At 60.4% G+C, this 24,395-nt stretch carries 21 protein-coding genes and 1 other RNA gene; 10 read left to right on the forward strand and 12 right to left on the reverse strand.

The window, feature by feature from the left end; translation table 11 throughout:
• Positions 1-17: 17 nt before the first annotated feature.
• Positions 18-395: RNase P RNA component class A (rnpB, locus tag ACJ8HA_RS18310), an RNA gene on the reverse strand.
• Positions 396-436: 41 nt separating this feature from the next.
• Complete coding sequence (rsmI, locus tag ACJ8HA_RS18315; RefSeq protein ID WP_004937108.1) at positions 437-1,300, reverse strand: 16S rRNA (cytidine(1402)-2'-O)-methyltransferase; 864 nt, start codon at positions 1,298-1,300, stop codon at positions 437-439.
• Between the two features lie 62 nt (positions 1,301-1,362).
• Between rsmI and ACJ8HA_RS18320 the strand changes: the two genes are divergently transcribed.
• Genes ACJ8HA_RS18320 through dolP form a run of 4 tightly spaced genes read left to right on the forward strand, consistent with a single transcriptional unit; the run spans position 1,363 to position 4,967 of the window.
• Positions 1,363-3,390 (forward strand): penicillin-binding protein activator, encoded by a 2,028-nt coding sequence (locus ACJ8HA_RS18320; RefSeq protein WP_442515435.1) that lies wholly within the window; start codon positions 1,363-1,365, stop codon positions 3,388-3,390.
• A complete protein-coding gene (locus ACJ8HA_RS18325) occupies positions 3,387-3,740 on the forward strand; it encodes a YraN family protein (RefSeq protein WP_015379164.1) in 354 nt (117 codons plus the stop codon). The genes ACJ8HA_RS18320 and ACJ8HA_RS18325 overlap by 4 nt, the downstream gene beginning before the upstream one ends.
• Before the next feature lie 51 nt (positions 3,741-3,791).
• Positions 3,792-4,382, forward strand: coding sequence for a DnaA initiator-associating protein DiaA (gene diaA / locus ACJ8HA_RS18330; protein ID WP_004937103.1), 591 nt, complete (start codon positions 3,792-3,794; stop codon positions 4,380-4,382).
• 9 nt (positions 4,383-4,391) lie between these two features.
• Positions 4,392-4,967, forward strand: coding sequence for a division/outer membrane stress-associated lipid-binding lipoprotein (gene dolP / locus ACJ8HA_RS18335; RefSeq protein ID WP_004937101.1), 576 nt, complete (start codon positions 4,392-4,394; stop codon positions 4,965-4,967).
• Positions 4,968-5,006: 39 nt separating this feature from the next.
• On the opposite strand, the gene mtgA is transcribed toward dolP, so the two are convergent.
• The 4 genes from mtgA to ACJ8HA_RS18355 form a co-directional block, all read right to left on the reverse strand.
• Positions 5,007-5,738, reverse strand: coding sequence for a monofunctional biosynthetic peptidoglycan transglycosylase (gene mtgA / locus ACJ8HA_RS18340; RefSeq protein WP_025304358.1), 732 nt, complete (start codon positions 5,736-5,738; stop codon positions 5,007-5,009).
• Complete coding sequence (elbB, locus tag ACJ8HA_RS18345; protein ID WP_043141979.1) at positions 5,735-6,388, reverse strand: isoprenoid biosynthesis glyoxalase ElbB; 654 nt, start codon at positions 6,386-6,388, stop codon at positions 5,735-5,737. The genes mtgA and elbB overlap by 4 nt, the downstream gene beginning before the upstream one ends.
• A 237-nt stretch (positions 6,389-6,625) precedes the next feature.
• Complete coding sequence (arcB, locus tag ACJ8HA_RS18350) at positions 6,626-8,965, reverse strand: aerobic respiration two-component sensor histidine kinase ArcB (protein WP_025304360.1); 2,340 nt, start codon at positions 8,963-8,965, stop codon at positions 6,626-6,628.
• Positions 8,966-9,057: 92 nt separating this feature from the next.
• Complete coding sequence (locus ACJ8HA_RS18355) at positions 9,058-9,996, reverse strand: TIGR01212 family radical SAM protein (protein ID WP_151428201.1); 939 nt, start codon at positions 9,994-9,996, stop codon at positions 9,058-9,060.
• A gap of 691 nt (positions 9,997-10,687) precedes the next feature.
• Here ACJ8HA_RS18355 and gltB point away from each other — a divergent pair.
• From gltB to ACJ8HA_RS18370, 3 genes are all read left to right on the forward strand, one after another.
• The gene (gltB, locus tag ACJ8HA_RS18360; protein WP_049208322.1) at positions 10,688-15,148 is read left to right on the forward strand and encodes a glutamate synthase large subunit; all 4,461 of its coding nucleotides are present in this window, start codon (positions 10,688-10,690) and stop codon (positions 15,146-15,148) included.
• Positions 15,149-15,162: 14 nt separating this feature from the next.
• Entirely contained in the window at positions 15,163-16,581 is a 1,419-nt protein-coding gene (locus tag ACJ8HA_RS18365) for a glutamate synthase small subunit (RefSeq protein ID WP_043141970.1), read from the forward strand.
• 164 nt (positions 16,582-16,745) lie between these two features.
• Positions 16,746-17,225 (forward strand): hypothetical protein, encoded by a 480-nt coding sequence (locus ACJ8HA_RS18370; protein ID WP_025304364.1) that lies wholly within the window; start codon positions 16,746-16,748, stop codon positions 17,223-17,225.
• 62 nt (positions 17,226-17,287) lie between these two features.
• Here the strand turns inward: ACJ8HA_RS18370 and sspB are convergent, their stop codons facing one another.
• The 6 genes from sspB to zapE all read right to left on the reverse strand — a co-directional run bounded on the left by sspB (position 17,288) and on the right by zapE (position 21,000).
• Positions 17,288-17,788, reverse strand: a complete 501-nt coding sequence (gene sspB, locus ACJ8HA_RS18375) for a ClpXP protease specificity-enhancing factor (RefSeq protein WP_025304365.1) — start codon at positions 17,786-17,788, stop codon at positions 17,288-17,290.
• 5 nt (positions 17,789-17,793) lie between these two features.
• The gene (sspA, locus tag ACJ8HA_RS18380; protein WP_025304366.1) at positions 17,794-18,435 is read right to left on the reverse strand and encodes a stringent starvation protein SspA; all 642 of its coding nucleotides are present in this window, start codon (positions 18,433-18,435) and stop codon (positions 17,794-17,796) included.
• Positions 18,436-18,487: 52 nt separating this feature from the next.
• Positions 18,488-18,700 (reverse strand): hypothetical protein, encoded by a 213-nt coding sequence (locus ACJ8HA_RS18385; RefSeq protein ID WP_197770759.1) that lies wholly within the window; start codon positions 18,698-18,700, stop codon positions 18,488-18,490.
• A gap of 60 nt (positions 18,701-18,760) precedes the next feature.
• Entirely contained in the window at positions 18,761-19,153 is a 393-nt protein-coding gene (gene rpsI, locus ACJ8HA_RS18390) for a 30S ribosomal protein S9 (protein ID WP_004937080.1), read from the reverse strand.
• 15 nt (positions 19,154-19,168) lie between these two features.
• On the reverse strand, positions 19,169-19,597 hold the full coding sequence (gene rplM / locus ACJ8HA_RS18395) for a 50S ribosomal protein L13 (RefSeq protein ID WP_004937079.1): 429 nt from the start codon (positions 19,595-19,597) through the stop codon (positions 19,169-19,171).
• A 275-nt stretch (positions 19,598-19,872) separates the two neighbouring features.
• Positions 19,873-21,000: a cell division protein ZapE gene (gene zapE / locus ACJ8HA_RS18400; RefSeq protein WP_197770758.1), complete on the reverse strand. Its 1,128-nt coding sequence runs from the start codon at positions 20,998-21,000 to the stop codon at positions 19,873-19,875.
• Between the two features lie 231 nt (positions 21,001-21,231).
• Here zapE and zapG point away from each other — a divergent pair, with 231 nt between their 5' ends.
• The 3 genes from zapG (at position 21,232) to degS (ending at position 24,325) form a co-directional block, all read left to right on the forward strand.
• The gene (gene zapG, locus ACJ8HA_RS18405; RefSeq protein WP_004937074.1) at positions 21,232-21,633 is read left to right on the forward strand and encodes a Z-ring associated protein ZapG; all 402 of its coding nucleotides are present in this window, start codon (positions 21,232-21,234) and stop codon (positions 21,631-21,633) included.
• A gap of 174 nt (positions 21,634-21,807) precedes the next feature.
• Positions 21,808-23,178: a serine endoprotease DegQ gene (gene degQ / locus ACJ8HA_RS18410; RefSeq protein WP_442515436.1), complete on the forward strand. Its 1,371-nt coding sequence runs from the start codon at positions 21,808-21,810 to the stop codon at positions 23,176-23,178.
• Between the two features lie 88 nt (positions 23,179-23,266).
• On the forward strand, positions 23,267-24,325 hold the full coding sequence (gene degS / locus ACJ8HA_RS18415) for an outer membrane-stress sensor serine endopeptidase DegS (RefSeq protein WP_025304369.1): 1,059 nt from the start codon (positions 23,267-23,269) through the stop codon (positions 24,323-24,325).
• The last annotated feature ends 70 nt before the right edge of the window (positions 24,326-24,395 follow it).

Raw genomic sequence — 24,395 nt, forward strand, 5'->3', positions numbered from 1 at the left:
GCGGGGTTTTCTTTTGTCGAGGGAGTTGACCGGTAAGCCGGGTTCTGTCGTGGACAGTCATTCCTCTAGGCCAGCAATCGCTCACTGGCTCAAGCAGCCTACCCGGGTTCAGTACGGGCCGTACCATGTGAACCCCTATTTGGCCTTGCTCCGGGTGGAGTTTACCGTGCCACGAACTGTTGCCAGCCGCGCGGTGCGCTCTTACCGCACCCTTTCACCCTTACCTGATCCCGCTTGCGCGGGCCATCGGCGGTTTGCTCTCTGTTGCACTAGTCGTAGGCTTGCGCCTCCCAGGCGTTACCTGGCACCCTGCCCTATGGAGCCCGGACTTTCCTCCCCTCCATCTGTCTCCCCGAAGAGGACGGCAATGAAGCGGCGACTGTCTGGTCAACTCCGGCGCGGATAGTAGCGTTGCGGCGGCGGCAGGTCAACCGCTTTACGGCTGTTGTTGCTCCAGCGCGTGCTTATACAACGCATTTTTCTTCACGCCGTGGATTTCCGCCGCCAGCGCCGCCGCCTTTTTCAACGGCAGCTCTTTTTGCAGCAGCGCCAGCGTGCGCAGCGCCTCGAGCGGCAACGCATCCTCCTGCGCTTTGTGGCCTTCGACGATCAGCACCATCTCACCGCGGCGGCGCACTTCATCTTCCTGCACCCACGCCAGCAGCTCGCCCACCGGCGCGCCGTGGATAGATTCCCAGGTTTTGGTCAGCTCGCGCGCCAGCACGACATAACGCTGCGGGCCCCAAACGGTGACCATGTCCTGCAGACTTTCCAGCAGACGGTGAGTGGATTCGTAGAAAATCAGCGTGCGCGGTTCCTCCGCCAGCGCCATCAGCGTATCCTTGCGCCCCTTGGTTTTCGCCGGCAGGAAGCCTTCGTAGCAGAAGCGGTCGGAAGCGACACCCGCAGCGCACAGCGCGGTGGTGGCGGCGCAGGCGCCCGGCAGCGGCACCACGCGAATGCCGGCCTCGCGGCAGCGGCGCACCAGGTGATAACCGGGATCGTTGATCAGCGGCGTGCCGGCGTCGGACACCAGCGCGATGCTCTGGCCTTCCTGCAGTTTCGCCAGCAGCTGATCGGCCTTTTGCTGTTCGTTGTGGTCATGCAGCGCGAACAGACGCGCGTTGATCGCGAAGTGTTGCAACAGCAATCCGGTATGGCGCGTGTCTTCCGCCGCGATCAGATCAACGCTTTTCAGTACCTCTAACGCACGGTGAGTGATATCGCCCAGATTGCCGATGGGGGTGGGCACCACATACAGCGTTGATGCAGAAATGACTGATTGTTGGTGTTGATTCATTGTTTCATCCGGGTTGCCGATTTAATATTGAGCATCTTGAAAAAAACATCACTGGATACAGTATGCTTTCCTCAACATTCGTTCGTACCAAAGCAGGGCGTTCCAAGCCTGTCCGACTTACCGCAGTCATCGCGGCCGCCCTTTTCCTGGCAGGCTGTCCAAGTCGGGCCCCGCAAACGCCGCCCGCCAATATACAGGACGAAGCGAGCGCCAGCTCCGATTACTACCTGCAGCAGTTGCAGCAAAGCAGCGATGATAACAAGGCTGACTGGCAATTACTTGCTATTCGCGCCTTGCTGCGCGAAGGAAAACTGCCGCAGGCCGGCGACCAGTTGAATCAGCTGCCGAAAAACCTCAGCGGCGCACAGCAGACTGAGCGCCAGTTGCTGACCGCCGAACTGCAGATCGCCAACAAGAGCTACGTCAGCGCCCGCAGCACGCTGGGCCACCTGGACAGCGGTGCGCTGTCGCCGAATCAGAAGGTGCGCTACTACCAGGCGCAGATCGCCGCCAATCAAGGCAAAGCGTCGCTGCCATTGATCCGCGCCTATATCGCTCAGGAGCCGTTGCTGACCGGCAAACCGCACCAGGACAATCTGGATCAAACCTGGCAGGCCCTGCTGCAGCTGACGCCGCAGGAGATGAACAGCCTGGTGATCAACGCCGACGAGAACGTGCTACAAGGCTGGCTGGATCTGCTGCGCGTCTATCAGGACAACAAGCAGGATCCCGATCTGCTGAAGGCCGGCATCAAAGATTGGCAGAACCGTTATCCGAAGAACCCGGCAGCCAAAACGCTGCCGGCTCGCCTGAACCAGGTGCTGAACTTCACCCAGGCCTCCACCTCGAAAATCGCCCTGCTGCTGCCGTTGAACGGCCAGGCCAAAGTGTTCGCCGACGCCATCCAGCAAGGCTTCGAAGCGGCGAAAAACGGCGGTTCCATGCCGGCGCCGCAACCTCAAGCCGCGCAACCTGCCAGCGCACCGGCCCAAACGGCGCCGGCCGATCAGGCCGCAGCGGGTGACATCAACGCCAACGGCGCCGTCAGCCCTTCGGCGCAAGAGAGCCAGCCGGCCGTGACCGCTGCACCGTCCAGCGCGCCGATAACGCCGCTGCAGGCCGCTAATGCGCAGGTCAAAGTGTACGACACCACCAGCCAGCCGCTGGCCGCCTTGCTGAGCCAGGCGCAGCAGGATGGCGCTACTCTGGTGGTCGGGCCGCTGCTCAAAGAGAACGTCGATCAGCTGTCCGCCAGCACCACCACGCTGAACGTGCTGGCGCTCAACCAGCCGGAAACGCCGAAGGACAACCTGAACATCTGTTACTTCGCCCTGTCGCCGGAAGATGAAGCGCGCGACGCCGCCCGCCACATCTGGGAACAGCAGAAGCGTCAACCGCTGCTGCTGGTGCCGCGCGGCGCCTTCGGCGATCGCGTCGCCAAGGCCTTTAACCAGGAATGGCAGAAGCAAGGCGGGCAAACCGTGCTGCGTCAGGACATCGGCTCTGCCGGCGAGCTGCGCCAGATGGTGAACAGCGGCGGCATCCGCATGACCGGCACGCCGATGTCGAGCGCCCCGGCGCCGCAGAGCGTCACCATCGCCGGGCTGACCATTCCTGCGCCGCCGAGCGACGTGCCCGCCGCCACCGGCGGCAGCGTCGACGCGGTGTATATCGTCGCTACCCAGTCCCAACTGACGCTGATCAAACCGATGATCGACATGGCCACCAGCTCGCGCGGCAAACCGGCGATGTACGCCAGCTCGCGCAGCTACCAGGCCGGCGCCGGCCCGGACTTCCGTCTGGAAATGGAAGGCCTGCAGTTCAGCGATATCCCGCTGCTGGCCGGCTCAAACCCTCAGCTGCTGCAGCAGGCCAGCGCGCGCTTCCGCAACGATTACTCGCTGGTGCGCCTGTATGCAATGGGGATGGATGCCTGGACATTGGCCAACCACTTTGCTGAAATGCGCCAGCTGCCGGGTTTCCAGGTTTCCGGCACCACCGGTACGCTGAGCGCATCGCCGAACTGCGTGATCAACCGCAAGCTGCCTTGGCTGCAATACCGTCAGGGTACGGTCGTTCCGGTCTCTTGAACCCACGCGCCTCCGGGGCGGGCTACGAGTTACTGGCCCGCCGTCACCTGGAACACGCCGGGCTCACCTTCTGCGCCGCCAACGTCGCGGTGCGCGGCGGTGAGCTCGACCTCATCATGCGCGACGGCACTACCTGGGTATTCGTCGAAGTGCGCTACCGCCGCAACGACGCCTTCGGCGGCGCGGCCGCCAGCGTCACCTTTCGCAAACAACAGCGGTTGCTGCACGCCGCCGCCGTCTGGCTGGCGGGGCGCGGAGCCAGTTTTGACACATCATCTTGCCGTTTTGATGTTTTGGCCATTACCGGTAGCCAGTTAGAATGGATACCCAACGCCTTCAATGCGGATTAATTGGGGTTTTGCGGCGCAGACCGGCCCTTTGACTTAGTGGATTAATACAACGTGCTGGATAGAATTAAAGTCTGTTTTACCGAAAGCATCCAAACCCAGATCGCGGCGGCGGAAGCACTGCCGGACGCCATTTCCCGCGCTGCGATGACGCTGGTTCAATCCTTACTCAACGGCAACAAAATCCTGTGCTGCGGCAACGGCACCTCGGCGGCCAACGCGCAGCACTTCGCCGCCAGCATGATCAACCGTTTTGAAACCGAGCGCCCCAGCCTGCCAGCCATCGCCCTCAACGCCGACAACGTGGTGCTGACGGCGATCAGCAACGATCGGTTGCACGACGAAGTGTACGCCAAGCAGGTGCGCGCACTTGGGCACACCGGTGACGTGCTGCTGGCGATTTCCACCCGCGGCAACAGCCGTGATATTGTGAAAGCGGTCGAGGCGGCCGTGACCCGCGATATGACCATCGTCGCGCTCACCGGCTACGACGGTGGCGAACTGGCCGGGTTGCTCGGCCAGCAGGATGTCGAGATCCGCATCCCGTCGCACCGCAGCTCGCGCATTCAGGAAATGCATATGCTGACCGTAAACTGCCTGTGCGACCTGATAGACAATACGTTATTCCCCCACCAGGACGATTAAGGAACTGAGATGAAGCTAAAAGCCACATTTGCAGTGCTGTCCAGCGCCCTGCTGTTGCAAGGCTGTATCGCCGGCGTCGTCGTCGGCAGTGCGGCCGTCGCGACCAAAACCGCCACCGACCCGCGCAGCGTCGGGACCCAGGTGGATGACGGCACGCTGGAAGCCAGGGTCGAAAGCGCCCTGAGCAAAGACCAGCAGTTGAAGAAAGATGCCCGGGTGGTCGCCACCGCCTATCAGGGCAAGGTGCTGTTGACCGGCCAGTCGCCTAACGCCGATCTCACCGCGCGCGCCAAGCAGATCGCCATGGGCGTGGAAGGCACGACCGAAGTGTATAACGAGATCCGTCAGGGCACGCCGGTCAGCCTGAGCACCGCGTCCTCCGACACCTGGATCACCACCAAGGTGCGTTCGCAGCTGCTCACCAGCGATACGGTGAAATCGTCCAACGTGAAGGTTACTACCGAAAACGGCGAAGTGTTCTTGCTGGGCCTGGTCACGCAGCAGGAGGGGCAGTCAGCGGCGCAGATTGCTAGCCAGGTCAGCGGCGTGAAGCACGTCACTACCGCCTTTACCTATGTGAAATAAACCGCTTGGCGGGAGCGGCACCGTGCCGCTCCCGCCCGTTTAATCCAGCTTGTTCTCGCGTAAAAACGCTTCCCCGCCCAGTTGCCGCATTTGGCGCATAATCCATTGTTGACGCTGCACCACATAGCCGGACGGCGCATCGGCCCTGAAGCGGTGCGGATTCGGCAATACCGCCGCCAGCAGCGCCGCTTCGGCCGCGCTCAGACGTTTGGCCGGCTTATGGAAAAAGCGCTGTGAAGCCTCTTCCACGCCGAACACCCCGTCGCCGAACTCGACGATGTTCAGATACACCGTCAGAATACGTCGCTTGGTCCACACCAGCTCGATGCCCGACGTCAGCCCGGCCTCCAGCCCTTTGCGCAGCCAGCTGCGGCCATCCCACAGAAACAGGTTTTTAGCGGTCTGCTGCGACAGCGTGGATGCGCCGCGGATGCGCGTCGGGCGTTTCTCGTTGTGGCTGAGCGCCTTTTCAATGGCCGCCACATCGAAGCCCCAATGGTCTGGAAACTTCTGATCCTCCGCCGCCATCACCGCCAGCGCCATTTGCGGCGAGATATCGTCCATCGACACCCAGTCCGAATGGGCGACGTAGCCGAAGTCGCCGCTCAGCCAGGCGCTGACTTGCCTCTCCACCATCACGGCGGAAAACGGCACCGGCAGGAAGGCAAAGAGCACAATGCCCAACACCCACAGGCCGATAATCGCGATGACACCGCGCTTCAGCCAATACCACGGGCGCAGCCGCCGCCATCCGCCGAGCGATTTTCTCATTCAGACAGTTCCAGCACCCGCGCCACCAGCTTATCGATGCCGAGGGCCGCCTGCGCGATCGACGGCGCCAGCATATAGGCTGGCGTAGTCACGATCTTGTGCTCGCTGTCCACCACGATGTCGTCCACCGGACAAATCACCGGCTCGCCGCCCATGGCGTCAATCACTTCCCCCAGGTCCGGATCGTTGCCAATGGTGAGCCGCGCTTGTTGATCCAGCAGTTTCGGCAACAGCGCCGGCGCGATGCACATCAGGCCAATTGGTTTGTTGGCCTTATGCATCTCGCGCGTCAGACGCGCCAAATCTTCATCGACCCAACATTCCGCGCCGGCTTCGGCGAAATTGCTGAGATTCTTGGCGGCACCAAAGCCACCGGGCACGATCAGCGCATCCAGCTGGGCGGCTTCCGCCAGCGCCAGCGGCTGCACTGCCCCGCGGGCAATGCGCGCCGATTCAATCAGGACATTGCGCGACTCCGCCATCTCCTCACCCGATAAGTGATTAATAACATGGCATTGTGGTTTATCAGGCGCAAAGCACACCGCCTGGGCGCCGGCACGGTCCAACGCCAGCAGCGTCAGCACCGCTTCATGGATCTCCGTACCGTCATAAACGCCGCTGCCGCTGAGGACTACACCCACCTTTTTCATCACTCTTACTCCTGTCGCTGCTGTCAACTGGTTCGTGCTCTGAGTTGACAAACACTAATCTACATCACACATTTTAATGAATCTTCTAACAAGAGCGCTTACATTTGCTATGTTGTTGGCTGTATGATGTTTAGGAATTCGCAACAACCTGCTCGACCAGAACACTGAAACCAATACGCAGGTTCACAATTTCCCTGGTGTTGGCGCAATATTCGCGCACCCCGGCTTAGGTCGGGGTCATTTTTTTTCAGCGTTCTCAACCCAAGCCCGCAGTACCTGCACATCGTTGCGCCACTCTTGTTTCAACTCATCCACCCAATCCTGCACGTTATCCCACCAGGCCGGCAGCGTCGGCGTTTGAATCTGCTGCGCCAGCTGCTGCAGATGGCGCAGACCGACCGAACCGGCGGCGCCCTTGATCTTGTGCCCTTCCTCGGTGATGCCTTTCTGATCGCGCGCCGTCATGTTGGAGTCCAGCACCGCCAGGTAGCCCGGCATCATCTGTTCGAACATCTCCAGGCTTTGGTGGATCAGCTGCGGGCCAACCAGATCCATGTACTGTTCCAGCATCGCGGTATCGAGTAACGACTCATTAATCTGCATCGCCTTGTGCTCCGTTTTCTTTGAAGTGTGAGAAGGTTGATGATCCCAATAGTGTTTGATGACCTGGGTCAGCGCCGGCACCGACAACGGCTTGCTCAGCACATCGTCCATGCCCGCCTCGAGATACTCTTTTTTGTCTTTCAGCACGTTGGCGGTCAAAGCCACCAGCGGCGGCAGCGCCTGCCCGGCATAGCGTTCGCGCAGCGCCCGGGCGATATCCAGCCCGGTCATGTCCGGCAGTTGGATGTCCAGCAGTACCAGATCGAACTCGTCCGGGTCGAACATCGCCAGCGCATCGTGGCCGTTCATCGCCACATCGACGCTGTTGCCCAATTTCTCCAGCACCGATCGCGCCACGATCACGTTCAGTTCGATATCCTCCACCAGCAGGATGTGCAGCGCCGGCAACGGCAGCTCCTCCTCCTCCGATACCTCGCTGACGGCTTCCTGCACCGCCGGCGCCTGGATGGTCAGAGTGAAGCAAGAACCGTGCCCCTGTTCGCTGCGCACGGTGATGTCCCCCCCCATGCTCTGCGCCAGCCGCTTGGAGACCGCCAGCCCGATGCCGGTGCCGGTGGCCGGACGGCCGCCGCGCTGATCTTTCACCTGGTAATACATGGCGAAGATCTTGTCCTGCTCGTCCTGCGGGATGCCCATGCCCGAATCTTCCACCTCGAACACCAACTTCTCCTGCGCCTCGCGCCGCACGCGCACCACGATTTTCCCCTGCTGGGTAAATTTCACCGCGTTGCCGATCAGGTTCCACAAGATCTGCCGCAGGCGCGTGCCGTCGGTCACGATCTGCTGCGGCAGCGGCGTCTGCGGATCCATGATGAACTGCAGCCCTTTCGGCTGCGCCAGCAGGCCGGAGAGGTTCTCCAGATCTGCCAGGAAACCGGTGAAGTCCACCGGCTGGTTGTCGAGCTGCACCTTGCGCCGCTCGAGCTTATCCATTTCGATAATGTCGTTGAAGATATTGCCGAGGGTGATGGCGCTGACGTGGATGGTCTTCAGGTATTTCAGTTGCTCGTCATTCAGCTCGGTATCGAGCAGGATGCGGCTCAGGCCGACGATGCCGTTAAGCGGCGTACGCAGCTCGTGGCTGATGGTGGAGATAAAGGTGGTCTTCTCCCTGCTAGCGTTCTCTAGCGCGTCCTGGTAGCGCTTACGCTCGGTAATATCGCGGCCGAAGCCCATCAGCCCGTGGCGTTTGCCCACCCGGTCGTAAAACGGGACCTTGCGCAGCTCGAAACAGGCCTTGCGGCCGTCGGGATACACCAGCCACTGTTCGTAGGTCAGCGAGACGTTGTGGCGGAACACCTTCTCGTCGGTCTCAATGACCTTTTCGGCGATCTCCTGGCCGTAGACGTCGAACGGCGTCAGGCCGATCAGCTGCTTCTCGCTTTTGCCGGTCAGCAGCTCCATCGCGCGGTTGCAGCCGGAGAACTCTTTGTCTTCGTTGCGGTAGTAGACCAGATCCGGCGAGGCATCGAGGAAGGAACGCAACAGCGCCGATTGCTGGCCCAGCTCAATCTGCGCCAGCTCGCGCTGTTCCATCTCTTCGGTCAGCTTTTCCATCACCTGCAGGCGCTCTTCTTCCGCCTTGATACGGTCGGCAATCTCCTGATTCAGCTGGCTGATATTGTCTTTGAGCTGCTGATTGAGCTCCAGATCGCGGTGGCGCATCTCTTCGAGCTTGTCCACCAGCCGCGCCAGCCGTTGGCGCGACTCTTCCAACTGTTCCACCACCACCGAGAGAAAATAGACCGCCCACGGGGTGATCAACAGGCCGAAGAAGATCGAACGCACCACGTCGATGCTTTCCACTTCGCCGCGCAGCAGCATGGTCACCGCCATCTGCACCACCATCGCCAGCACCACCAGCGCCGAGGCCAGCAGCAGCGAGAAGCGTACCAACCCCAGTTTCACCATTAAATCAACGTAGTACTGGGCCAACACCCGGATTTGCTTCATAGCGGCTCCATTCAGACACAATCTTTTGAATCATACCGTAAAACCGCGGTGAGATAAGGCGGCAAACGCCGAAGTGTGGCAAAGATTGCACTTCAGAACGGCATTCCAGGGCGGTAGCGCCACTTTTCATCCAGCGCGCTGCCCTGCCCACCGCGCTGTTGCAGATAAGCACCGACCGCCTGCATGCCACTCCAGCGGTTTTCGCACCACAGCGGCGCCAGCAGCGTCGGCCGACGGGCGCTGGCGGAAAGACGGTGATACACCACCTCGCCCGGCGTGTGGCGGATCATCTCCCCGGCGCTGACGGCGTAGTCCTCCAACGCCAGTTCGGACAAGCGCCCGGCGCGCCACGCTCGTGCCAGGGTACTGCCGGTCACGACGTGCAGCGGATGCAGTTTGATGCCATCCACGCCAGTCTCCACCACCCGCTGCAGCGTGAGCAGATGATCGCGCTGAGTTTCTCCCGGCAGCCCGACGATCAGATGGCAGCACACCTTCAGCCCGCGCTGCCGGGCCAGCCGCGCCGTCTGCTGATAACAGCGAAAATCATGGCCGCGGTTGATGCGCTTCAGCGTTTTATCGTGCGCCGTCTGCAGCCCCAGCTCCAGCCACACTTCATAGCCTTGCTCGCGGTATCCCGCCAGCAGATCCAGCGCGGCGGGCGGCACGCAGTCCGGCCGGGTGCCGACGCACAGGCCGACCATGGCGCTCTGCGCCAACGCCTGCCGATACATCGACGCCAGCCGTTCGATCTGCGCATAGGTGCTGGTATAGGCCTGGAAATAGGCCAGATAGCGCCGCGCCCGATCGACCCGCGCGGCCTGTTGCGCCAGCTGTTCGTCGATGCTCTGGCGCTGCATCGCTTCATCGGCGAACGAGGCGACATTGCAGAACGTACAGCCGCCGCGCCCCAACGTGCCGTCGCGGTTAGGGCAGCTGAATCCGCCGTGCAGCGTGAGTTTATGGATCTTTTCGCCATAGCGGCGCTGGAGATCTGCGCCAAACATATTGACTAATTGCGGCAACTGCATAATCTTGGTGATTCTCTGTGTTCAAAGCCGCGATGCTAATAAGAAACGGCTTTTCCCGCGATGACAGAGATCAACGCTTTCCCCGCAAGGCGCCACCAGGCATAACTATTCATCATAAACGCAAATCAATTCACTATAATTCTGATGAATTATTCTAATCGTCACGCAACCGTTAACGGCAATATGACAACACGGTGAAAAATAGTCATAAACATCATCCAAGCAATATCTTATAGAATAAAATTCTGGCATTAACCCCCGCACTAGCATGGTGCAGAGATTAAGGGGTTGCACTATAGTGAGACAGCTCACACTTCTGCGGGGATCGGTGTTGCCCCACGACAGTGCAAAAATGCATTAAATTACTTATTTATCAAATAAATAAACATCATTAATTCGATAAGAATCTATCTTAAGCCCACATTTGACCTGCGAATTCTTTCTCGCTAAGTTGGAAGTCCGCTGGAAGCTTTCTGGACGGGCAAACGTCTCGTCATATTTATGCAGTAATTGAAGACTCCCTCTTAAAACAAGTCCTATACCACTTGTGAGACCGTCACGAGAGGCCATTGATGGAGGGCGGAAAAGCAGATTGGCGGGGTTAACTTGCTGATTGGACTTCTGCCTGAAATTGGGAAGCCCCCTCGCAGTAGGTTGTGAGAGTCACGCAGAGCCTGGGGAGGTTCACGATATGTTGTACGATAAATCCCAAGAGAGGGACAACTGTGGTTTCGGCCTGATCGCCCACATAGAAGGCGAACCTAGCCACAAGGTGGTGCGCACCGCCATTCACGCGCTGGCCCGCATGCAGCACCGCGGCGCGATCCTGGCCGACGGCAAGACCGGCGACGGCTGCGGCCTGTTGCTGCAAAAACCCGATCGCTTCTTCCGCATGGTGGCGGAAGAGCGCGGCTGGCGTTTGGCCAAGAACTACGCCGTCGGCATGATGTTCCTCAGCCAGAATGAAGAGGAAGCGCGCCTCAGCCGCCGCATCGTGGAAGAAGAGCTGCAAAACGAAACGCTGTCGATCGTCGGCTGGCGTGAAGTGCCGACTAACCCGGACGTGCTGGGTGAAATCGCCCTCTCCTCCCTGCCGCGCATCGAGCAAATCTTCGTTAATGCCCCGGCCGGCTGGCGCCCGCGCGATATGGAGCGCCGCCTGTTCGTGGCGCGTCGCCGCATCGAGAAACGCGTGCAGGACAACAGCTTCTACGTCTGCAGCTTCTCCAACCTGGTGACGATCTATAAAGGCCTGTGCATGCCTGCGGATCTGCCGCGCTTCTATCTCGATCTGGCGGACCTGCGCCTGGAGTCGGCCATTTGCCTGTTCCACCAGCGCTTCTCCACCAACACCGTGCCGCGCTGGCCGCTGGCGCAGCCGTTCCGCTACCTGGCGCACAACGGCGAAATCAATACCATCACCGGCAACCGCCAATGGGCGCGTGCCCGTACCTACAAATTCCAAACGCCACTGATCCCGGATCTGCAGGCCGCCGCGCCGTTCGTCAACGAAACCGGCTCCGACTCCAGTTCGCTGGACAACATGCTGGAGCTGCTGCTGGCGGGCGGGATGGATCTCATCCGCGCCATGCGCCTGCTGGTGCCGCCGGCCTGGCAAAACAACCCGGACATGGACGGCGATCTGCGCGCCTTCTTCGACTTCAACTCGATGCACATGGAGCCGTGGGACGGCCCGGCCGGCATCGTGATGTCCGACGGCCGCTACGCCGCCTGTAACCTCGATCGCAACGGCCTGCGCCCGGCGCGCTACGTGATCACCAAAGACAAGCTGATCACCTGCGCCTCCGAAGTCGGCATCTGGGATTACCAGCCGGATGAAGTGGTGGAAAAAGGCCGCGTCGGCCCCGGCGAGCTGATGGTGATCGACACCCGCAGCGGCCGTATCCTGCACTCAGCGGAAACCGACAACGATCTGAAAAGCCGCCACCCGTATAAAGAGTGGATGGAGAAAAACGTCAAACGCCTGGTGCCGTTCGAAGATCTGCCGGACGATCAGGTCGGCAGCCGCGAGCTCGACGACGCGCAGCTCGAAACCTACCAGAAACAGTTCGGCTACAGCAGCGAAGAGCTGGATCAGGTGATCCGCGTGCTGGGCGAGATTGGCCAGGAAGCCACCGGTTCGATGGGCGACGATACCCCGTTCGCCGTGCTCTCCAGCCGGCCGCGCATCGTTTACGACTACTTCCGCCAGCAGTTCGCGCAGGTCACCAACCCGCCGATCGATCCGCTGCGCGAAGCGCACGTCATGTCGCTGGCCACCAGCATCGGCCGTGAAATGAACGTGTTCTGCGAAGCCGAAGGCCAGGCGCACCGCCTGAGCTTCAAATCGCCGATCCTGCTGTACTCCGATTTCAAACAGCTCACCACGCTGGAAGGCGAATACTATCGCGCCGAGACGCTCGATCTGACCTTCGATCCGCAGCAGCAGGATCTGGAGCAGACCATTCGCGCCCTGTGCGACGAAGCGGAACGCAAGGTGCGCGAAGGCGCAGTGCTGTTGGTGCTGTCCGACCGCGCCATCGCGCCCGGCCGCCTGCCGGTACCGGCTCCGATGGCCGTGGGCGCCGTGCAAACCCGCCTGGTGGAGAAGAGCCTGCGCTGCGACGCCAACCTGATCGTTGAAACCGCCAGCGCCCGCGATCCGCACCACTTCGCCGTGCTGCTCGGCTTCGGCGCGACCGCCATCTACCCGTACCTGGCCTATGAAACCCTGGCCAAGCTGGTGGACAGCCAGGCGATCGACAAGAAATACCGCGACGTGATGCTGAACTACCGCAACGGCATCAACAAAGGCCTGTACAAGATCATGTCCAAGATGGGCATCTCGACCATCGCCTCTTACCGCTGCTCCAAGCTGTTCGAAGCGGTCGGCCTGCACCGCGATCTGGCGGATCTGTGCTTCCAGGGCGTGGTCAGCCGCATCGGCGGTGCCAGCTTCAGCGACTTCCAGCAGGATCTGCAGAACCTCTCCAAGCGCGCCTGGCTGAAACGCAAACCGCTGGAGCAAGGCGGCCTGCTGAAGTTCGTACACGGCGGCGAATACCACGCCTACAACCCGGACGTGGTGAACTCACTGCAAAAAGCGGTGCACAGCGGCGAGTACAGCGACTACCAGGCCTACGCCAAGCTGGTGAACGAGCGACCGATCGCCATGCTGCGCGATCTGCTGGCCATCACGCCGAAAGGTGAACCGATCCCGGTCGATCAGGTCGAACCGGCGGAGTCGCTGTTCAAACGCTTCGACACCGCGGCGATGTCGATCGGCGCACTGAGCCCGGAAGCGCACGAGTCGCTGGCGATCGCCATGAACGGTCTCGGCGGCTTCTCCAACTCTGGCGAAGGCGGCGAAGATCCGGCGCGCTACCGCACCAACAAGGTGTCGCGCATCAAACAGGTGGCCTCCGGCCGCTTCGGCGTGACGCCGGCCTACCTGGTGAACGCCGACGTGATCCAAATTAAGGTCGCGCAAGGCGCCAAGCCGGGCGAAGGCGGCCAGCTACCGGGCGACAAAGTCACTCCGTACATCGCCAGATTGCGCTATTCAGTGCCGGGCGTGACGCTGATCTCCCCGCCGCCGCACCACGACATCTACTCGATCGAAGATCTGGCGCAGCTGATCTTCGACCTGAAGCAGGTCAACCCGAAGGCGGTGATCTCGGTGAAACTGGTGTCCGAGCCGGGCGTGGGCACCATCGCCACCGGCGTGGCGAAAGCCTATGCCGATCTCATCACCATCGCCGGTTACGACGGCGGCACCGGCGCCAGCCCGCTGTCCTCGGTGAAATATGCCGGCTGTCCGTGGGAACTGGGCCTGGTGGAAACCCAGCAGGCGCTGGTGGCCAACGGCCTGCGCCACAAGATCCGCCTGCAGGTGGACGGCGGCCTGAAAACCGGCGTGGACATCGTCAAAGCGGCGATCCTGGGCGCGGAAAGCTTCGGCTTCGGCACCGGGCCGATGGTGGCGCTGGGCTGCAAATACCTGCGCATCTGCCACCTCAACAACTGCGCGACCGGCGTCGCGACTCAGGACGACAAGCTGCGCCGCGATCACTACCACGGCCTGCCAGAACGCGTGACGAATTACTTCCAGTTTATCGCGCGTGAAACCCGCGAGATCATGGCCCAACTGGGCGTGAGCCAACTGGTGGATCTGATCGGCCGCACCGAGTTCCTGACCGAGCTGGACGGCATCTCCGCCAAGCAGAACAAGCTGGATCTGTCGCCGCTGCTGAAAACCGCCACGCCGCATCCGGGCAAAGCGGTGTACTGCACCGAAAGCAGCAACCCGGCGTTCGACAAGGGCCTGCTGAACAAAGAGCTGCTGGCGCAGGCGCAGCCGTACATCGAAGCGAAGCAGGGTAAAACCTTCTACTTCGACATTCGCAACACCGACCGCTCCGTGGGCGCCATGCTGTCCGGCGCGATCGCCGACGTGCACGGCGATCAGGGCATGGCGGCCGATCCTATTAAGGCGCACTTCTCCGGCACCGCCGGGCAGAGCTTCGGCGTTTGGAACGCCGGCGGCGTCGAGCTGACCCTGACCGGCGATGCCAACGACTATGTCGGCAAAGGCATGGCCGGCGGCAGCATCGCAGTGCGTCCGCCGATCGGCTCCGCCTTCCGCAGCCATGAAGCCAGTATCGTCGGCAACACCTGCCTGTACGGCGCCACCGGCGGCAAGCTGTTCGCTGCCGGCCGCGCGGGCGAACGCTTCGCGGTGCGCAACTCCGGCGCCATCACCGTGGTGGAAGGCATCGGCGACAACGGCTGCGAATACATGACCGGCGGCATCGTCTGTGTGCTGGGTAAAACCGGCATCAACTTCGGTGCCGGCATGACCGGCGGCTTTGCCTACGTGTTGGACGAAGATGGCGAGTTCCGCAAGCGCGTGAACCCGGAGCTGGTGGAAGTGCTGGATGTCGATCAGCTGGCGATCCATGAGGAGCACCTGCGCGGCCTGATCACCGAACACGTGCAGGCGACCGGCTCTTCCCGCGCGGAAGAGATCCTGGCCAACTGGCCGGAGTGGGCGCCAAAGTTCGCCCTGGTCAAACCGAAGTCTAGCGATGTCAAAGCGCTGTTGGGTCACCGTAGCCGCTCCGCAGCCGAGCTGCGGGTGCAGGCGCAGTAAGAGGTAGGTCATTAATGAGCCAGAACGTTTATCAATTTATCGACCTGCAGCGTGTTGATCCGCCAAAGAAACCGCTGAAGATCCGCAAAATCGAGTTCGTCGAGATCTACGAACCGTTTTCGGAAACCCAGGCCAAGGCCCAGGCGGACCGCTGTCTGTCCTGCGGCAACCCGTATTGCGAGTGGAAGTGCCCGGTGCACAACTACATCCCGAACTGGCTGAAGCTGGCCAACGAAGGCCGCATCATGGAAGCGGCGGACCTGGCGCATCAGACCAACAGCCTGCCGGAGGTGTGCGGCCGCGTATGCCCGCAGGATCGCCTGTGCGAAGGGTCTTGCACCCTGAACGACGAGTTCGGCGCGGTCACCATCGGCAATATCGAGCGTTACATCAGCGATAAGGCCATCGAAATGGGCTGGAAGCCGGACATGTCGCACGTGCAGCCGACCGGCAAGCGCGTGGCGATCGTCGGTGCCGGCCCTGCCGGGCTGGCCTGCGCCGACGTGCTGACCCGCAACGGCGTCAAAGCGGTGGTGTATGACCGTCATCCTGAGATCGGCGGCCTGCTGACCTTCGGTATCCCGGCCTTCAAGCTGGAAAAGGAAGTGATGGTCAAACGCCGCGGCATCTTCAGCGAGATGGGCATCGAGTTCCAGCTGAACACCGAAGTGGGCAAAGACATCAGCATGGAGACCTTGCTGAGCGAGTACGATGCGGTGTTCCTCGGCGTCGGTACCTATCAGTCGATGCGCGGCGGCCTGGAGAATGAGGAAGCGCAGGGCGTGTACGACGCGCTGCCGTTCCTGATCGCCAACACCAAGCAGCTGATGGGCTATGAAACCGAGCAGCACGAGCCTTACGTCAGCATGGAAGGCAAGCGGGTAGTGGTGCTGGGCGGCGGTGATACCGCCATGGACTGTGTGCGTACCTCGGTGCGTCAGGGCGCGACGCAGGTCGTCTGCGCCTACCGCCGCGACGAGGCCAACATGCCGGGTTCCAAGCGCGAAGTGAAGAACGCGCGGGAAGAAGGGGTGGACTTCCAGTTTAACCTGCAGCCGCTGAGCATCGAACTGAACAGCGCCGGCCGCGTGGCCGGGGTGAAAATGGTGCGCACTCAGCTGGGCGCACCGGATGCCAACGGCCGTCAGGCGGCGGAGCAGGTACCGGGTTCCGAACACGTTATCGACGCCGACGCGGTGGTGATGGCGTTCGGCTTCCGCCCACACCGTATGGACTGGCTGGCGGCGCACGACGTGCAGCTCGATAAACAGGGCCGCATCGTGGCGCCGGAAGGCAGCGACAACGCATTCCAGACCAGCAACCCGAAAATCTTCGCCGGTGGCGACGCGGTCCGCGGCTCCGACCTGGTGGTGACGGCGATCGCCGAAGGCCGCAAAGCGGCAGACGGCATCATGAACTACCTGGAAGTGTAAACCTTCCGTACCGCCAAAGGCCCGGCACGTTGCCGGGCCTTTGTTTTAACCGGCCACGCTTTGTAACAACCGCCCCTCTCCTCACTGCCTCAACGCGCTATAGTATTGAGTTAGCACCATTGCAGGGCGCGGCTGCGCCTGACACCGAGATAAGGATAGCGAACATGAAATGCTCCATTTCCCTGTTGGCCGGCGCGCTGCTGGCCGTCAGTTTCAGCGCCTCAGCCCTGGCGCTGGATTCGCAGGAGGTCGGTTACAATATCGAAGCGCGCGGCGCGCGGCCGGTCGTGGCGCAGTTGGGCAAGGCCGGGCAGTTCAGCGCCGTGGAAAACAGCATCCGGTTGGGGGACGACAACTGGATTGCTCTGGCGCCCAAGCTGGCCGGCGGCGGCAATGCCGGATTTACCGCCGGCATTAAATCTGCCCTCTCCGCGGCCCTGATCTACAACCCGGCAGCGGTATTGCAGGCGCTCAACAAAGGCAACGATCTGCCGCTCAATGACATCTGCACCGCGCCACCGGAAGTGCAAGGCGACACCGCCATCACCAGCTTCCGTGAGCGTGCAGCCCACGCGCTGTCCACCGTGCGCGTAGGCGATCTCAGCGCGCCGCGCGATGCCTGCATTGCCGCCTTGAAAGGCTGATCCGCTTCGTCCGGGCAAAAAAAAGCACCCCACGGGGTGCTTTTTCGTTTGTTCACGCGGGCTTATTTCACCACACGCAGCGCCGGGCGGCCACCGCGCGGCGGCTGCGGCGGTTCGTCGTCCGGGCCGTCATCTTCCGCGGTATCCGGGCGATCGCCGTCGATCACTGACATCAGGGTTTCCGAAGGGATCGTCTCATTGTCCAGACCTTCGAACACGCCTTCGCTCTCGTCGTAGGCGGCTTCCGGTTCGAACATCGTGCCGGCGCCGTTTTCACGCGCATAAATCGCCAGTACGGCTGCCATCGGCACCGAAACCTGACGCGGCACGCCGCCGAAACGTGCGTTAAACTGCACGTCTTCGTTGCCCAACGCCAGGTTGCCTACCGCGCGCGGCGCGATATTCAACACGATCTGGCCATCACGCGCGAACTCCATCGGCACCTGAACATCCGGGCGAGTCACGTCGACCACCAGGTGCGGCGTCAGCTGGTTATCCAGCAACCAGTCGTAGAACGCCCGCAACAGATACGGGCGACGCGGCGTCATCTGAGACATGTCCATCGCGCTTAGCCCCGGGTTTGCAGGCGCATTTCACGCTCGGCTTCGGTCAGGGAAGCCAGGAAAGCGTCGCGTTCGAAGACGCGGGTCATGTAGCCTTTCAGCTCTTTAGAGCCGGCGCCGCTCAATTCGATGCCCAGCTGCGGCAGACGCCACAACAGCGGTGCCAGGTAGCAATCCACCAGGCTGAACTCTTCGCTCATGAAATACGGCGTCTGGCCGAAGATAGGCGCGATCGCCAACAGCTCTTCACGCAGCTGACGACGGGCGGATTCCGCTTCCTGACCGCTGCTCTTCTCGATCTTGTCCATCAGCGAGTACCAGTTCTTCTCGATGCGCAGCATCATCAGACGGCTCTCACCACGGGCAACCGGGTAAACCGGCATCAGCGGCGGGTGCGGGAAGCGCTCATCCAGGTATTCCATGATGATGCGGGATTCATACAGGGTCAGTTCGCGATCGACCAGCGTAGGCACCGTCTGGTAAGGGTTGAGGTCAATCAGATCTTGCGGCAGGTTATCCATTTCGACCTGCTCGATCTCGACGCTGACACCTTTCTCCGCCAGTACGATACGTACTTGATGGCTAAAAATGTCGGTCGGGCCAGAGAACAGCGTCATTACCGAACGTTTGTTGGCAGCGACAGCCATGAAAACCTCCAAGTTATCTAGAAAATACTGCGAATAGCCAACTGACAGGCTGCTATCCTGAATAATCTTGCCGCAGGCCGGCAGCACGCAGCGCGACCCGAACCCATAAAAAACCGGCCCAGGAGATCAACTGCACGGCGAACAGGCGCAAAAGTGGGTGATAGTTTACCAGATTTTGCTTGTTTTGTGGGGGCAGTGCGGCGAATTCATGTTGAATTGTCTGATATGCCACATATTTTAGTCGGGGACGGCGGATTTCAGGCATAAAAAAACCCGGTGAAGCACCGGGTTTTTTGCGTAAATCGCACTGCCGAAGCAGCGAAAATTAACGCTTGGAGAACTGCGGACGACGACGTGCTTTACGCAGACCGACTTTCTTACGTTCAACCTGACGAGCGTCACGGGTGACGAAGCCAGCTTTACGCAGTTCAGAACGCAGAGTCTCATCGTACTCCATCAGTGCACGGGTGATACCGTGACGGATAGCGCCAGCTTGACCGGAGATACCACCACCTTTAACGGTGATGTACAGATCCAGTTTGCCAACCATGTCGACCAGTTCCAGCGGCTGACGAACTACCATGCGGGCAGTTTCGCGACCGAAGTACTGTTCCAGGCTGCGCTGGTTGATAACGATGTTACCGTTGCCCGGCTTGATGAAGACGCGAGCGGCGGAGCTTTTGCGGCGACCAGTGCCGTAGTATTGATTTTCAGCCATTGCCATTAATCCCGATTAAATGTCCAGAACTTGCGGTTGCTGTGCCGCGTGATTGTGCTCGGTGCCCGCGTAAACTTTCAGTTTACGGAACATAGCACGACCCAGCGGGCCCTTTGGCAGCATGCCTTTAACCGCGATTTCAATCACGCGCTCAGGACGGCGGGCAATCATCTCTTCAAAGGTCGCTTGCTTGATACCACCGATGTGGCCGGTGTGGTGGTAGTACACTTTGTCTGTACGCTTGTTGCCGGTTACAGCAACTTTGTCAGCGTTCAGAACGATGATGTAATCACCGGTATCCACGTGCGGGGTGTATTCCGCTTTATGCTTGCCGCGCAGGCGACGAGCCAGTTCAGTAGCGAGACGGCCTAAAGTTTTACCATCTGCATCAACAACGTACCAGTCGCGTTTTACGGTTTCTGGTTTAGCTGTAAAAGTTTTCATTAGAAAGCTTACCCAATAATTAGTTACACGTTGGTGAACACCCAAACGCTCGAAAACAGTTGAGGCTCACACGACCATACAAGTCCAGCAAACCTACCCCTTCGAATAGCCATTGCCGGCACTATAAAGTTTTTGGGAAAAAAAACTTTGTTGTAACGTGGGGTCGCAAGATTATAGAGAAGTCGCTCACAAAGATCGAACGGTTTTTGAATGGAAAATAAATTTATCGCCGGCGGCGGACAACCGGCGATATGGCGGCGGCAAGCCCGGCAGATTCAGGGCAGATGCGGCAGCTTGAGGTACTCTTCGCTCTGCATTTCCTGCAGGCGCGACAGGCAGCGCTGGAATTCAAATTTCAGCTGCACCCCCTGATAGATCTCGAACATCGACGCTTCGGCGCCGATCACCAGCTTGATGTGCCGTTCGTAGAATTCGTCCACCAACGCCAGGAAACGGCGCGCGGTATTCTCTTTCAGCGGCCCCATCACCTGCACATTATACAGGATCACGCTGTGATACAGCCGCGACAGCGCGATGTAGTCCAGTTGGCTGCGCGCCTCTTCGCACAACGTGTGGAAATCCACCGCCAGCACGCCGTCCACCGAACGGATCGCCTGCAGCGGCCGATGGTTGATCTGCAGCACCGGCGCGTCCTCCCCCGCCTTGCCCGCCAGCTTGACGAACATCCGATCCAGCGTCTCGCGCGTCTGGTCGCTCAGCGGCGTCAGGTAGAGGTGCGCCTGGGTCAGGGTACGCAGACGATAGTCGATGCCGGCGTCGACGTTCATCACGTCGCAGTACTCGTTGATCAGATCGATGGCCGGTAGGAAACGCGCCCGCTGCAGACCGTTGCGGTACAGATCGTCCGGCGGGATGTTCGACGTGGCCACCAGCGTGATGCCGCGCGCGAACAGCGCCTGCAGCAGCGTGGCCAGCAGCATGGCGTCGGTGATGTCGGACACGAAGAATTCGTCGAAGCACAGCACGTCGGTCTCGGCCTTAAAGCCGTCGGCGACGATTTCCAGCGGGTTTTCCCGCCCCTGCAACTCGGTCAGCTCTTCATGCACCCGCAGCATGAAGCGGTGAAAGTGCAGACGCATTTTGCGATCGCCCGGCAAACTGTGGAAGAACATATCCATCAACCAGGTTTTGCCGCGCCCGACGCCGCCCCACATATACAGCCCCTGCACCGGGCGCTGTGGCGCCGTGTCGCCGCCCTTGCCCAGCAAGCGGCTGAGCTTGCCGCGCAGCCTGCCGGCAGGCGCGCTCGCCGCCGGCTTTTGCAGCAGAGCCTGATAAATGCGATCCAGTTGAGTCACGGCCCGGCGTTGAACCTCATCGGCCTGATATTCACCCGCATCCAGCGCCTGCTGGTAGCGAGATAACGGTGATAGTGCCTGCATCTGTTCGATGTTCCCTAAGAACGCTTAGAAATTATTTAGCCAACGTTGGCGGCAAGTTGATGCCGATTCGCACCGTTATCGCCACAAATGCCCGCTGCGGGCACCGCTGAAAACCCTGTAAAAATTAGGTGGAAGCGCATCAGGATTCCACTCGGACAAGGTTAACGGTTATAGTGGATATTATTAAGTGAAAAATCCCTGCGGAACAACGAAGTCAAAATAGGAGTCATCATGACCTGGGAGTATGCGCTGATTGGTTTGGTCGTCGGTATCGTGATTGGTGCGGTGGCGATGCGTTTTGGCAACCGTAAATTACGTCAACAACAAGTCCTGCAGAACGAATTGGACAAGAGCAAAACCGAGCTGGAAGAGTACCGTCAGGAGCTGGTCGGCCACTTTGCCCGCAGCGCCGAGCTGCTGGACAACATGGCACGCGATTATCGTCAGCTGTATCAGCACATGGCGAAAAGCTCCAACAACCTGCTGCCGGACCTGCCGATGCAGGAAAATCCGTTCCGCTATCGCCTGACCGAAGCGGAAGCAGACAACGATCAGGCGCCGGTGGAAATGCCGCGCGACTATTCGGAAGGCGCCTCCGGCCTGCTGCGCGGCCAAAGCGCGCGCCGCGACTGATATCCCTTCGCCCGCGGGGCCACCCGCGGGTTTTCCCCGTTTACCGTCTTGACCTTCCCTCGTATTACCTTTACTGAACTTTGCACGCAAATTCACGGTCTTACCCTTCACTATGACAAGGTGATTGCCTTATCATCAAATTTTCATCGGCAGGTATTGAGAGAGTTATCATCAATGAAGAAAAAGTCTTTAATTCTTAGTGCATTGGCAATTAGCCTCGGCCTGACGCTCAGCTCCGTACCGGTGGCCAACGCGGCCCTGCCCGTTGCCGTTCAGGGGCAGCCGCTGCCGAGCCTGGCACCGATGCTGGAAAAAGTCCTGCCCGCCGTAGTGAGCGTGCATGTCGCTGGCACTCAGGTGCAGCGTCAACAGTTGCCGGAAGAGTTCAAACGCTTCTTCGGCCCTAACTTCCCCGGTCAACAGCAGAGCTCCCGCCCGTTTGAAGGGCTGGGTTCCGGCGTCATCATCGACGCCACCAAAGGCTATGTGCTGACCAACAACCACGTCATCAACAACGCCGATAAAATCCGCGTGCAGTTGAACGACGGGCGCGAGCTGGACGCCAAGCTGGTTGGCCGCGATGAGCAATCCGATATCGCCTTGCTGCAGCTCAGCGACACCAAAAACCTGACCGCCATCAAGATGGCCGACTCCGATCAGCTGCGCGTCGGCGACTTTGCCGTCGCGGTCGGCAACCCGTTCGGCCTGGGCCAAACCGCTACCTCCGGCATTATCTCGGCGTTGGGGCGTTCCGGCCTGAATCTGGAAGGGCTGGAAAACTTCATTCAGACCGACGCCTCGATCAACCGCGGTAACTCCGGCGGCGCGCTGGTTAATCTGAATGGTGAGCTGATCGGCATCAATACCGCCATTTTGGCGCCGAGCGGCGGCAACGTCGGCATCGGCTTCGCTATTCCGAGCAATATGGCGCAGAACCTGAGCCAGCAGCTGATTGAATTCGGCGAAGTGAAACGCGGCCTGCTGGGCATCAAGGGCAGCGAAATGACTCCGGATATGGCCAAAGCCTTCAACACCGACGCACAGCGCGGCGCCTTCGTCAGCGAAGTGTTGCCGAAATCCGCCGCCGCCAAGGCCGGCATCAAGGCCGGCGATATTCTGGTTTCCGTCGACGGTAAACCGGTGAGCAGCTTCGCTGAGCTGCGCGCCAAGGTGGGCACCACCGCGCCGGGCAAAACCCTCAAAGTGGGCCTGCTGCGCGACGGCAAACCGCAGGAAGTCTCGGTCACGCTGGACAACAGCGAGAGCGCCTCGACCAATGCCGAAACGCTGTCGCCGGCGCTGCAGGGCGTTTCCCTCAGCAACGGTGCGCTGCCGACTGGCGACAAAGGCGTGAAGGTGGAAAACGTGGACAAAGGCTCGACGGCGGCGCAGATCGGCCTGCAGAAAGGCGACGTGATCATCGGCGTCAACCGTCAGCGCGTGGACAACATCACTACGCTGCGCAAAGTGCTGGAGGCCAAGCCACCGGTGATGGCGCTCAATATCGTGCGCGGTAACGAAACCATTTATCTGCTGCTGCGTTAATTTGTGCAAAAACCGGGCTCGGTGACATACTGCGCCCGGTTAACTCATGCTATCCTCCGAACATCGTTCACCACACCACGAAAACTCCATGTTTGCTAAGCTCTTGCGTTCTGTCGTTATCGGTCTCATCGTTGCCGGCCTGCTGTTGGTCGCTCTGCCCATGCTGCGCTCTTCCAACGGCCTGTTTGCAGAGAAAACCGAGAATACCAGCGACGAAACGCCGGTGAGCTACAACAAGGCGGTGCGCCGCGCCGCGCCCGCCGTGGTGAACATCTACAACCGCAATCTGAACGGCGCCGCCAACGTGCTGTCGCTCGGTTCCGGCGTGATCATGAACGAACGCGGCTATATCATCACCAACCGCCACGTGATCAAAGACGCTCAGCAGATCACCGTGGTGTTGCAGGATGGCCGCCGCTACGAAGCGCTGTTGGTCGGCTCCGACGGCCTGACCGATTTGGCGGTGCTGAAGATCGATCCCGGCAATTTACCGGTGATCCCGACCAATAAAAATCGCGTTGCCCACGTCGGCGACGTGGTGCTGGCAATCGGCAACCCGTATAACCTGGGGCAAACCGTGACTCAGGGCATTCTCAGCGCTACCGGGCGCATCAGTATGAGCACCACCGGCCGCCAGACGTTCCTGCAGACCGACGCCTCAATCAACCGCGGCAACTCCGGCGGCGCGCTGGTCAACTCGCTGGGTGAGCTGATCGGCATCAATACCCTGACCTATGACAAAATCACCGACGGCGAAACGCCGGAGGGTCTCGGTTTTGCCATTCCGATCGAGCTGGCCACCAAAATCATGGACAAGCTGATCCGCGACGGCCGCGTGATCCGTGGCTATTTCGGCATTCAGGGCAAGGAGATCATTCCGCTGCGCTCCTCCAATTCCGGCATCGATCGCCTGCAGGGCATCATCGTGACCGAAATTACGCCGAACGGCCCGGCGAGCAGCGCCGGTTTCCAGATCAACGACATCATCATCAACGTGGATAACAAACCGGCGGTATCCGTGCTGGAAACCATGGACCAGGTCGCGGAGATCAGGCCGGGCACCGAGATACCGGTTATCGTACTGCGCGACGGCAAACGCATTACGCTGAAAATGACGGTGGGTGAATTCCCGGAAGACAGTAATTAAAAAAGGGCCGGCATTGATAGCCGGCCCTTTGATTTTCATCCTGCCGACGCAGCCGCGCCGGCGCTAATGA

Source organism: Serratia sp. CY33802, assembly GCF_052169095.1.
GTDB lineage: Bacteria > Pseudomonadota > Gammaproteobacteria > Enterobacterales > Enterobacteriaceae > Serratia > Serratia bockelmannii.